This window comes from Bacillus sp. 05T31, from assembly GCF_056396725.1.
The window spans coordinates 1-10328 of record NZ_JBFTMA010000092.1 but is presented as its reverse complement, the minus strand read 5'-3'; the positions used below and the strand labels follow the sequence as shown (position 1 = coordinate 10328).

Genomic DNA, 10328 nt, shown 5'->3' with positions numbered 1-10328 from the left:
GTACAGGATATTCCGTGAAGTTTTGGAATAAATTTGTACGATTTGCAGTTGCGACATAGAAGATAGCTAAAATGATAGCAGCTGCCATTGAAAATGGTCTTGCGATTTTATAAGCACGATCAGATACTTCGCCAGTTGTTTTAATCATAATCCAAAGGGCACCAGATACGACGAATATAGCAGTGAAGAAAAGACCACCTAAAATACCATAATGGTTTAGTAAGCTAAGTAAAGTTCCTTCATAACCATCTTTTCCGATTTGCAGCCCGTAATACAGGTTAGCGAATGTAACGCCGAATAAGAAGGCGATTAGGAAACTACCAMTTGTAAATGCCCATTTACAAGTTTTTTGCCAAATTGGTGAATCGTCTTTATGCATAAATTCAAGTCCAGCGGCACGAGCAAATAGTGCAAGTAATACTAAAAACAGTGGTGTATATAGGTAACTAAACATATTTGCATATGTGATTGGGAAGGCAGCAAATGTTGCACCACCAGCTGTAATTAACCATACTTCATTACCACCCCAGAATGGACCAATTGCTTCTTGTAATTGATTTCGTTCTTGTCGGTCTTTCGCAACGAATGGGAAAATCATCCCGTTACCGAGTGCGTAGCCATCAAGAATGAAGTAAACTGTCCAAATTACGCCCCATAAACCGAACCAGATAATTGCAAGCATATCATGAGACATGAGCTGTACCTCCTTCAGTAGCAGGTTCTTCTAATGCAGCGGGTCCTTTTTTCGCGAACTTCAGCATTAAGTATACRTCTGCAATTAAGAGYAAAGTGTAGAACAATATTAAACTAATTAATGAGAACCAAATTTGTGGAACTGATATAGGTGACACGGATTCTGCTGTACGCATTAGTTTATAAACTGTCCACGGTTGACGACCTACTTCAGCGACAATCCAGCCAGCGTTAATTGCGATATATGGAAGTAAAACAGACCACATTGTAATTTTTAAATAACGTTTTGAGTTTTCTAGTTTTCCTTTTCGGTTTAAATAGAAACCGTACCAAGTTAATGCCATAAAGAACATACCAAGTGCAACCATTAAGCGGAAGCTATAGTACACGAGGTTAACATTTGGACGATCTTCTTTTGGAATATCTTTTAAACCAACAATTTCTCCATCAAATGAGTTTGTATAGAAGAAACTTCCGAGTTTTGGAATAGTAAGGAATTCAAAGTTCTTTTCGTTTTTCACATCAGGAATTTGAATGATTGRGAAGCCTTGTCCTTTTCCAGTTTCCCAAACAGCTTCCATCGCAGCTCCTTTTGCTGGTTGATATTTAGCAGCTGATACACCGGATTGATGGCCCATAAATGGTGTAATTGTTGCGGCGAATAAACCTAACATTAAACCAAATTTAAATGATTTTTTGAAGAATTCCATTTCGTTTTTACGTAATAAATGATAGGCACTAATTGCCATAACGAAGAAAGCACCAACGATATAACAACCAATTACCGTATGGAAGAACATGTTCCACGCATATGGATTTGTAACAAGTGCCCAGAAATCATTTAATTCAGCGCGGCCGTTACGTACGACGTAGCCAACTGGGTTTTGCATAAAGCCGTTTGCTGTAATAATCCAAAGGGCGGAAATATTTGTTCCAAGTGCAACCATCCACATACAGAAAGCACGGAACTTTGGTGAGATTTTGTCTTTACCGAATAACCATATTCCCATGAAAGTAGATTCTAAGAAGAAGGCAACGAGTGCTTCGATTGCGAGAGGTGATCCGAAAATATCTCCCATATATTTGGAGTACTCAGACCAGTTTGTTCCAAATTGGAATTCCATCGTAATCCCAGTTATAATCCCCATTACGAAGTTAATTGTAAAAAGTTTTCCCCAGAAATTTGCCATTTTGCGGTATGTTGGATTCAATGTGCGGGCGTATTGAGTTTCCATACATGCTACTAAAATAACAAGTCCGATTGTCAAAGGTACAAATAAAAAGTGATAAAAAATAGTAATTGCAAATTGAAAACGACTTAGTAACAGAACGTCGGACATAATAAATATTCACTCCTTTTTTACATTATCTACAATCAGTTTATAGTGAAAAAACGTTTAAAGTATGTGAGACTTGTTACAAAGGTGTGTGTATATTTTGAAAGAATTATGTCGATTATCTGAAAATATCCTATTTTTACTATAAAGCAATATCCTTTTTGAGTTTTTCAAATTTTGGTACACTACATATGTAATGTAAATGAGAGAAAAGAGGGTTCTTTACTATGAAGTCATTAGAAGAGATTTTACAATACAATGAAAAATTCGTTGAAGAGAAAAAATACGAAGAGTATGAAACAGGAAAATTTCCAAATAAAAAAATGGTAATTATCTCTTGTATGGATACTCGTCTTGTTGAATTATTACCGAAAGCTATGAATATGCGTAACGGTGATGTAAAAATTATTAAAGTAGCAGGCGCTGTTATTTCACATCCATTCGGAAGTATTATGCGTAGTATTTTAGTCGCTGTATATGAACTTGGTGCCGAAGAAGTATGTGTTGTCGGTCATCATGATTGTGGTATGGCAAAAATTCAAGCAAGCAGTACAATTGAGAAAATGAAAGAGCGCGGCGTAACAGAAGAGAAATTAGATACACTTCGTTATTCTGGAATCGATTTAGAAAGATTCCTACAAGGGTTCTCTAGTGTAGAAGAAAGTGTAGAACATAGTGTGTCAATACTTCGCAACCATCCGTTACTTCCGGAAGAAGTACCTGTTCACGGTCTTGTTATAGATCCTGACACAGGAAAATTAGATTTAGTTGTGAATGGTTACGACAATTAAGAATTTACTTTGTCATCCTTTTTATCTGGGACAGGATCAAATCCTCCTGGATGGAAAGGGTGACATTTTAATATACGCTTACATGTAAGCCAAAATCCTTTGAAGGCACCGTGTTTTTGAAACGCTTCTAATCCATAATGAGAGCAAGTCGGATGAAAGCGGCACGTTGGCGGTGTCATCGGAGAAATGAACTTTTGATAAAAGCGTATAATACCGATAAAAATCTGTTTCATAATRGTCTCCTTTTCAGCATAGTCTTAAAGTATTATAGCACGACCGTACATAATTCTTTACTAATRYKRAWTTCCGTTATATCATATTGGATATAACGGAATTAAATTAAAAGCGGGAGAGATGTTRTATGCCATCAGTAGAAAGCTTTGAATTAGAYCATACRATTGTAAAGGCGCCTTATGTAAGACATTGCGGAGTTCACAATGTAGGTAGTGACGGTATTGTAAATAAATTTGATATTCGTTTTTGCCAACCGAATAAACAAACGATGAAACCAGATGTGATTCATACGTTAGAACATTTATTAGCATTTAATTTACGTAAATATATTGATCGTTATCCGCATTTTGACATTATTGATATTTCGCCAATGGGCTGCCAAACAGGATATTATCTTGTAGTAAGCGGAACACCGACGGTTCGAGAAATCATTGATTTATTAGAACTAACATTAAAAGATGCGGTTCAAATTACAGAAATTCCAGCTGCAAATGAAACACAATGTGGCCAAGCGAAGCTTCACGACTTAGAAGGAGCACAACGCTTAATGAACTTCTGGCTAAGCCAAGATAAAGATGAACTTGAGAAAGTATTTGGATAAAGTGATACTTTAATCAGTGGGTGAGAGTCTTATTGCCTACAAATAGAGGGATAAAAAAGAAAACTGCCTGTGAAAGGGCAGTTTTCTTTTTTATTTTGTTAAGAGAAAACTTGCTCTTCTTTTATGAAAGTATACTAGACACTCCAACATATAAAATAAAGACAGAACCGAGAAAATAAACAAATGCTTTTGCTTTTTGCTGCTCTTTTATTTCATCAATTCCAAAAAGGATAAACATAATACTTAAAAGGATAAATACGAATGGTAAAAGCATAGAGAGGTTTGCAAAGAGGTTAAGTAGAGCGAGAATGAGGGCAATAGTAGCTATTATAATTCGAAAGTTTTTTAACATGAAATCCTCCTTAGTAGAAGTATTGTTATCGAGAGACAAGAATAAGAATGACMATAATTAAAGTAAAGACGCCAGAAAAGAAAGAGATTGTACTATTTACTTTATTTTGTTTCTGTTTTTCTTCTGCGCTCATGATGAAAGTCATAATAGATAAGGCGATAAGCATATAGGSCATAATAACAAGTGCGTTTGTAAATATTCCGGATAGAGCGAGAGCGATGACGATAAGAGCGGATATAATGCGAAATATTTTTAGCATACTACCACCTATCTTCTTGTAGTTTTAAATTAGCCTTCAATGTAATAACAGTTCGTAGTTGGTATTTAAAGTTTCATTCTACATGTAACGAAGGTAGTTCGATATTACAATGAAGAGCATAAGACTAGAAACGAAAAAATGCGAGATACCCATTGATTTTCTTCCGGATTTCAGTTCATTAATTCCTAGAAGAATAAAGAAACAACTGAGAGCAAATTGCATGTATGGGAGAAGTGTGAAATTATCGGTAGCAAGAGAATAAGTGCAAAGAGAGATTGTGAGAAGCATGAAAAAATAGCGTATTCCAGTTAGCATCGAATTCCTCCTTTAAAGAGACTATTTATCGAAATATTTCTGAGAAGCCAAGAAATAAAGCAACAGCTCCTGCTAACAGAGCAAGTATGCTACCACCTTTTTGCTGTTTTAAGATTTCCTCTATACTAATAATGAAAGCCATCCCCCCTAAAAAGATGAACATATAAGGCATGATTTCCCTATTACTAGTAAAAAAGCTATAGATTGCTATAGATAAAGCAATAAGTGATAAAGTAATCCTTTCAGCATAAAAGACCCTCCTTCTATTTTATGTATGTAATGATGAGAACAATCCAAATGAAAGCTCCAGCAACAATGCAAATAAATCCGGYTCCTGAATTCTTCTTTTTTATTTGCTCAATTGCGATGAGAAACATTAAAGCTCCTAATAGAAATTGTGAAAGTGGTAGAAAGTTATTTTGACCTGTATAGAGCCCAATTGCCGACATAATTATCACAGTGAGTGCGATTACGATGCGAAGTATACGAAGCATACTATGATTCCTCCTTATTATTTTTCGAGTAAGGGTTATCTTCTGGTTTATCAATCRAATGTTTGTAAGAATAGCCTTTATTAATCGTCATAACGGAGAGTACTAATACGATCAGTACGATTATAATGCCGATAATTAATATTTTGAGCATGAAATCCCTCCTTTTCTTTATTTTACATAATTTTGTAATTGATGAAAACAATAGAAATTAAAAGGATGAAAGAAGGGTGTTACATGGAGAATAAAAAAACATATTATATATCAGTTGGAAATGGTCAAATTTCGCAAGTGAAGACGGCGGATACGTATAATTTTGAAATTTATGCAAATGACGAAGAGATTACGGAGTTAAGAGAGTATTTTGATCAAGCGTATGAAGAGGACTTAGGTTCGTATGTACGCTCCCACGTTCCATTCGTTGAGTATCATCACGATTCGAATAATGATCGATATGATGAACAACTACAAAAAGCATATAAAATGATTTATGATCTAGGGAATCATGAAACGAAAGAATTAGTCGCACAAATGGGAATAATCAATGGATTGTAATTGGATAATATTATGCAGAAAAGCGAGAATATGCTACAATTTGTGGTAGGAAAAACTTGTAATCATCAATAGGGGAGTAATGGCATGTACAAATTTAAAGATTATTACCACAACACTGTACAATTATCGTTTGAACGTTACCCATTTTCTCCTGAGCCAAAGCATGTTTGGGTTGTATGCCGGTACGGGGATCAATGGTTATTAACGCATCATTTACGCCGTGGTCTTGAATTTCCAGGTGGTAAAGTAGAACTCGGGGAAACACCGGAAGAAGCGGCAGTTCGAGAAGTTCATGAGGAAACCGGCGGCATAGTTTCTGATTTAACTTACTTAGGGCAATACAAAGTATCCGGAAAAGACAAAATAATCATTAAAAACATTTATTTTGCAACAATTAGTGCGGTAGAGCAGCATACGCATTACGAAGAAACGAAAGGGTCTGTTTTATTAAAAGACATTCCTGATAATATTAAAACTGATAGAAAATTTAGCTTTATTATGCGCGATGATGTATTAGCGCGTACRATGAAACATATAGAAGAAATCGGYTGYTTTACGAAGTAAAGTGGCCGGTTTCTTTTTTGTTCCAAAAAAATGGTATGAATATATCTTTACATTATGGGCTATTCTCCACTTCTAAAAACGAAAGCACCTCTAATAAATCATCCACCACACGTGAATGTTCAAAGTCACCCCAAAATGAATCTCTCTTCCAAACGCCAAGAATSCCTAYTTGTTCAGCTCCTATTACGTCATTTTCTGGATGGTCTCCAACGTAAAGGCATTCTTCTGCTTTTACGTTTAGCTTTTGCAAAGCTCGTTCGAAAATCTCAGGATGTGGTTTTTTAATTCCTTCCGCTTCTGAAACAAGAATCGTGCTTGTATACGTATGTATGTTTAGTGCTCGAAGGTTGCTCATCTGAAATTTAGTAAAGCCGTTTGTAATAATACCAATTTTAATGTTTCGCTGTTTTAATTGTTGAAGTAGTTCATGCATGTTTTGGAAAGGAATACAATGATGTTGGAAGTTTGTAATGTAGTCGTGTAGCAGTTGCTCTTGCGTTAAAGTGGTGATATTGTATTCGCAAAGGAGAGTGGAATATACCTTATCTTTCCACGTGTAACCATTATTGTCGAGTTCGAGAAAACGAGAGCAATACTCGGATTTTTCTATGTTTATCAAATGAAAGGCGAAGCGATTATATTGATCACGAATAAATTGCTCTAGAGATTGGCGACGATCTAATAGTGTTCCATCTAAGTCAAATAAGACTGCTCGAATCATGGGAAACCTCCATACAGCTTTTATAATTAATTATCGCATATTCGTTAAAAAATGATTATGATATTTTTGTAGAATGGAATAATGGAGGTGCGTATGAAGAAACTGTATGGCAAGTTAATGTGTTTTATGATTTCAACGGGCTTAGTAGCTGGATGTGATATGTCGGAGCAAACTTTGAAAAGAGAGAAAAAGGATGTGTGCGAAACGACAGAAGAATGCACACAAATAGGTGATAAAACACTTCAAAAAGTATATAAAAAGATAGATGGACTTTCAGAACTTGAAGTACTAGAGGATTATGATTTAGAAGGACATTCAAGTAACGATATGAAAGAAGCAGAAATGAAAAAAAAGGATGATGAAAATTATTTCTTTTTAGCTTCTTATTATATCGATGGTGATGAAATTGTAGATCCTTATTTCGATAAACTAGACCGCAAACGATTGAATAAGGCTTTTGTGGAGGATAAGGACGCGAAAGAAGAAGTATTAAAGCAACGTCAAGATAGGGATTATCATGAATCGTTATGGGAGATGTATAGCACTCTTATTCCTGCTAAGTATCGCACTGACATAAAAGAGTTTGATATGGTAACAGATGGATACGATGGAATTGTGGCTCATGTTATGCCGAGTATGGAGTATCCGAAAGAGTGGACCATTAGTTTAGATACGCTTGATTCTGCAGTAAATATCGATCAAGTGATGAAAACATTAATACATGAGACGGCTCACGTATTGACGCTGGGACATAAACAAATACCAGTAAATGAAAAGTACTTAAAGGCTTTTGAAGAAGATAAAGATATTTCATCATACCAAAATAAATGTAAATATCTTTTCTTACAAGAAGGATGTGCGAAGGAGAGCTCTTATATAAATCAATTTTATAATTCTTTCTGGAAACCAATTGACCAGGAGTGGACAGAAAAGAAAGTGGAAGAAAGCGAAGAAGCTCAAATTGGATTTTTTAAGGAAAAGCATAGTGAGTTTGTTTCACTGTATGGAACGACAAATGTAGCGGAAGATATCGCAGATACATTTACAGCGTTTATATTACAAGATTCAAAAAAGGTAAAAGAAGGAACAGAATTAAAATATAAAAAAATTGCCTTCTTCTATCAATTCCCCGAGCTTGTAAAAATGAGAGCGGAAGTGTTAGCTGGATTATATGATGTTTCAAGGGATATAGAGCAGTCATAGTTTAGTGGTAATTATTTGTTGGTAAGTCAATAAAATTGGATTTATGTTCGATATATTTTTGGTCGATCAAATAAAAACGCGAGGACGTTCTGTTCTTTGCGTTTCTTCATGTTGGTAAAATTGAAAATTCTGTCTTTTTAAAAAAAAGAAGAAGGAACTGAATCATTAAAATAGAATTAGTATAAAAACGTCACAAATTAGACACAATTATAATGCGCATAGTATAGGGGCTATAAGTTTACTCTCGAGGAGGTAATGAAACGTATGAAAACGATTCTTGCTGTTGCTGGTCTCATTTGGGTAATGTCTCACGGTTTTCCGATTTTTGAAGGGGAGCAAATTCGTAGTGCATTAAATAAAGAGTTTAATGATTATCATATTATTGATCGAAAAGATAATGTCGTTACGGTGCGTGTGAAAGATTGTTTCCATACAGTTACGGTTGCTAATGGGAATGTTACAGATGATTCGAAAATGTGTGACAAAAGATAAAAGAAAGAAGCTGACTCTGGCAGATCGCTCTAAGTCAGCTTTTTTTTCGTTTTCCAACAAGGATTTTTTCAAATGCCTCGACAAATACATACATAAGAGTTGCGAGGACGCAAGTGAGCAATACACTGAGTAAGACAAGTGTGAAGTTAAAGACTTGGAATCCATAGCTAATTAAATAGCCAAGTCCTTGTTTAGAAACGAGGAGTTCYCCGAAAATAACACCGACCCATGATAAGCCAACRTTYACTTTTAACGTTGAAATAATTGCAGGGAARGATGAAGGGAGAATAACGTGCTTATAGCATTGCCATTTAGTGGATCCAAATGTATCCATGACTTTTACATAGTTGGAATCGACTTCTTGAAATGCGCTGTAAATAACGAGAATGGTAATGATGATGGAGATGATTACCCCCATTGCGATAGAAGATGAAATATTTGGTCCGAAAATTACAATTATGATTGGACCAAGTGCCACTTTTGGCATTGCGTTTAGGACGACGAGATATGGATCGAGTACACGAGCTAAAAGTGGCATCCACCAAAGGAGAGTAGCGATAATAGCTCCGAGTACAGTTCCGAGAATGAARCCTAYTCCKGTTTCAAGTAATGTCGTCCATATGTGAATCCAAAGTGAACCGTCAATCGATTTCGTTAAGAAGAGRTCCCAAATACTTGAAGGAGAGCTAAAGAGTAAAGGATCAATCCATTCTTTTTTACTAGCTATTTCCCATAGTGCAAAGAAAAGAACAAGAAGTACAAGTTGTAAAGAGCGAGCTAACCATGCATGTTGTCTTTCTTTTTTTCGAAACTGTTCATGTAGTTGTTTTATATTATCCAAGTCGTTCCAGCTCCTTCCATATTTCTTGGAAGAGGGATGGGAAGTCATGGTGGTGGCGTGCTTCTAAYGGYGATAAGGAACGRATACTTTCTGGGACGATGAAYGTTTTTGCAATTTTTCCAGGGTTCGCCTGCAGYAAATAAATACGATCACTCATCGCAATTGCTTCTTCAATATCATGTGTCACAAGTAAGGATGTTTTCTTATAGTTACGTAGTAATGTGAAGACGAGATCTTCTAGTTTTAATTTTGTTTGATAATCAAGAGCGGAAAATGGTTCATCTAACAATAAAATTTTTGGGTCGGTCGCTAATGTTCGAACGAGTGCAGCACGTTGGCGCATACCACCGGATAGTTCACGAGGGTATTGCTGTTCTATATCATATAGGCCGACTTGTTTTAAAAGCTTTAATGTATGTTCTTTCGTATTTTCATCATAAACCTTCCGAATATGAAGTCCGAGCATAATATTTTCTTCAATTGTTTTCCACGGAAACAAGTAATCTTGCTGGAGCATATAGCCCATAGAGGGGGTCTTAGTTGTAATCGGTTCACCATCTAAAAATACGATACCTTCAATTGGATCAAGTAGCCCTGCGATGATGGAGAGGAGCGTTGTTTTTCCGCAACCACTTGGACCAAGGATTGAAATAAATTCGCCTTCGTCTACTTGCAAACTCATATCTTCAAGAATAAGTTTGGCATTTTCTTTTGCAAAAAAGCAGTGAGAAACGTTACGTATTTGTAAAAAGCTCATACACTTCGCCTCTATTTCTTAATAACGCTTTCGGCAATTTTTGTATTGACGAGCGCTTCATGTGGAACTTCTTTTTGTAATTCATCAGATTCTTTCATAATCGTTTGGAGTTGTTTCCATTC

Annotated in this window: 17 protein-coding genes and 1 pseudogene; 6 read left to right on the top strand and 12 right to left on the bottom strand. The window is 35.8% G+C overall.

What is annotated here, in order from left to right; translation table 11 throughout:
- Window positions 1-694: cytochrome d ubiquinol oxidase subunit II (gene cydB, locus AC1DJR_RS08785; RefSeq protein ID WP_477002408.1), on the bottom strand; the 694-nt coding region annotated here is incomplete at its 3' end.
- Window positions 684-2033: a cytochrome ubiquinol oxidase subunit I gene (gene cydA, locus AC1DJR_RS08780; RefSeq protein ID WP_477002407.1), complete on the bottom strand. Its 1350-nt coding sequence runs from the start codon at window positions 2031-2033 to the stop codon at window positions 684-686. The genes cydA and cydB, both read right to left, overlap by 11 nt.
- A 224-nt stretch (window positions 2034-2257) precedes the next feature.
- Here cydA and AC1DJR_RS08775 point away from each other — a divergent pair, with 224 nt between their 5' ends.
- Window positions 2258-2821, top strand: a complete 564-nt coding sequence (locus AC1DJR_RS08775) for a beta-class carbonic anhydrase (protein ID WP_193662761.1) — start codon at window positions 2258-2260, stop codon at window positions 2819-2821.
- On the opposite strand, the gene yidD is transcribed toward AC1DJR_RS08775, so the two are convergent.
- The gene (yidD, locus tag AC1DJR_RS08770; protein WP_002112460.1) at window positions 2818-3054 is read right to left on the bottom strand and encodes a membrane protein insertion efficiency factor YidD; all 237 of its coding nucleotides are present in this window, start codon (window positions 3052-3054) and stop codon (window positions 2818-2820) included. The two genes, AC1DJR_RS08775 and yidD, sit on opposite strands and share 4 nt — an antisense overlap.
- 128 nt (window positions 3055-3182) lie before the next feature.
- On the opposite strand from yidD, the gene luxS reads away from it, so the two are divergent.
- Complete coding sequence (gene luxS, locus AC1DJR_RS08765) at window positions 3183-3656, top strand: S-ribosylhomocysteine lyase LuxS (RefSeq protein ID WP_193662760.1); 474 nt, start codon at window positions 3183-3185, stop codon at window positions 3654-3656.
- Window positions 3657-3777: 121 nt separating this feature from the next.
- Here the strand turns inward: luxS and AC1DJR_RS08760 are convergent, their stop codons facing one another.
- From AC1DJR_RS08760 to ytzI, 5 genes are all read right to left on the bottom strand, one after another.
- A complete protein-coding gene (locus AC1DJR_RS08760; protein ID WP_131246909.1) occupies window positions 3778-4008 on the bottom strand; it encodes a YczI family protein in 231 nt (76 codons plus the stop codon).
- 25 nt (window positions 4009-4033) lie between these two features.
- The gene (locus AC1DJR_RS08755) at window positions 4034-4267 is read right to left on the bottom strand and encodes a hypothetical protein (protein ID WP_477002406.1); all 234 of its coding nucleotides are present in this window, start codon (window positions 4265-4267) and stop codon (window positions 4034-4036) included.
- Window positions 4268-4607: 340 nt separating this feature from the next.
- The gene (locus AC1DJR_RS08750) at window positions 4608-4820 is read right to left on the bottom strand and encodes a DUF3953 domain-containing protein (RefSeq protein WP_429686640.1); all 213 of its coding nucleotides are present in this window, start codon (window positions 4818-4820) and stop codon (window positions 4608-4610) included.
- A gap of 25 nt (window positions 4821-4845) precedes the next feature.
- Window positions 4846-5076, bottom strand: coding sequence for a YczI family protein (locus AC1DJR_RS08745; RefSeq protein ID WP_477002405.1), 231 nt, complete (start codon window positions 5074-5076; stop codon window positions 4846-4848).
- Window position 5077: 1 nt separating this feature from the next.
- The gene (gene ytzI / locus AC1DJR_RS08740) at window positions 5078-5227 is read right to left on the bottom strand and encodes a YtzI protein (RefSeq protein WP_477002404.1); all 150 of its coding nucleotides are present in this window, start codon (window positions 5225-5227) and stop codon (window positions 5078-5080) included.
- 83 nt (window positions 5228-5310) lie between these two features.
- Between ytzI and AC1DJR_RS08735 the strand changes: the two genes are divergently transcribed.
- Window positions 5311-5628 (top strand): hypothetical protein, encoded by a 318-nt coding sequence (locus AC1DJR_RS08735; protein WP_002089150.1) that lies wholly within the window; start codon window positions 5311-5313, stop codon window positions 5626-5628.
- Window positions 5629-5712: 84 nt separating this feature from the next.
- Window positions 5713-6192 (top strand): antimutator 8-oxo-(dGTP/GTP)ase, encoded by a 480-nt coding sequence (mutTA, locus tag AC1DJR_RS08730; protein ID WP_002015736.1) that lies wholly within the window; start codon window positions 5713-5715, stop codon window positions 6190-6192.
- A gap of 52 nt (window positions 6193-6244) precedes the next feature.
- Here mutTA and AC1DJR_RS08725 read toward each other — a convergent pair whose 3' ends face one another.
- On the bottom strand, window positions 6245-6913 hold the full coding sequence (locus tag AC1DJR_RS08725) for an HAD family hydrolase (protein WP_477002403.1): 669 nt from the start codon (window positions 6911-6913) through the stop codon (window positions 6245-6247).
- A 93-nt stretch (window positions 6914-7006) separates the two neighbouring features.
- On the opposite strand from AC1DJR_RS08725, the gene AC1DJR_RS08720 reads away from it, so the two are divergent.
- Both AC1DJR_RS08720 and AC1DJR_RS08715 read left to right on the top strand, forming a co-directional pair.
- Window positions 7007-8116: a recombinase family protein gene (locus tag AC1DJR_RS08720; protein ID WP_429691661.1), complete on the top strand. Its 1110-nt coding sequence runs from the start codon at window positions 7007-7009 to the stop codon at window positions 8114-8116.
- Between the two features lie 264 nt (window positions 8117-8380).
- The gene (locus AC1DJR_RS08715; RefSeq protein WP_002089142.1) at window positions 8381-8608 is read left to right on the top strand and encodes a hypothetical protein; all 228 of its coding nucleotides are present in this window, start codon (window positions 8381-8383) and stop codon (window positions 8606-8608) included.
- Between the two features lie 34 nt (window positions 8609-8642).
- On the opposite strand, the gene AC1DJR_RS08710 is transcribed toward AC1DJR_RS08715, so the two are convergent.
- The 3 genes and pseudogenes from AC1DJR_RS08710 to AC1DJR_RS08700 all read right to left on the bottom strand — a co-directional run.
- The gene (locus tag AC1DJR_RS08710) at window positions 8643-9449 is read right to left on the bottom strand and encodes an ABC transporter permease (RefSeq protein ID WP_477002402.1); all 807 of its coding nucleotides are present in this window, start codon (window positions 9447-9449) and stop codon (window positions 8643-8645) included.
- Entirely contained in the window at window positions 9442-10206 is a 765-nt protein-coding gene (locus tag AC1DJR_RS08705; protein ID WP_016102906.1) for an ABC transporter ATP-binding protein, read from the bottom strand. The genes AC1DJR_RS08710 and AC1DJR_RS08705 overlap by 8 nt, the downstream gene beginning before the upstream one ends.
- Window positions 10207-10217: 11 nt before the next feature.
- Window positions 10218-10328: pseudogene (locus AC1DJR_RS08700) on the bottom strand (ABC transporter substrate-binding protein); the annotation flags it as partial.

Bases quoted from the DNA above. Each gene is read 5' to 3' on its own strand.
- AC1DJR_RS08735 (WP_002089150.1), top strand. From the start codon at position 5,311: ATGGAGAATAAAAAAACATATTATATATCAGTTGGAAATGGTCAAATT.
- AC1DJR_RS08715 (WP_002089142.1), top strand. From the start codon at position 8,381: ATGAAAACGATTCTTGCTGTTGCTGGTCTCATTTGGGTAATGTCTCAC.
- AC1DJR_RS08775 (WP_193662761.1), top strand. From the start codon at position 2,258: ATGAAGTCATTAGAAGAGATTTTACAATACAATGAAAAATTCGTTGAA.
- AC1DJR_RS08720 (WP_429691661.1), top strand. From the start codon at position 7,007: ATGAAGAAACTGTATGGCAAGTTAATGTGTTTTATGATTTCAACGGGC.
- AC1DJR_RS08760 (WP_131246909.1), bottom strand. From the start codon at position 4,008: ATGTTAAAAAACTTTCGAATTATAATAGCTACTATTGCCCTCATTCTC.
- yidD (WP_002112460.1), bottom strand. From the start codon at position 3,054: ATGAAACAGATTTTTATCGGTATTATACGCTTTTATCAAAAGTTCATT.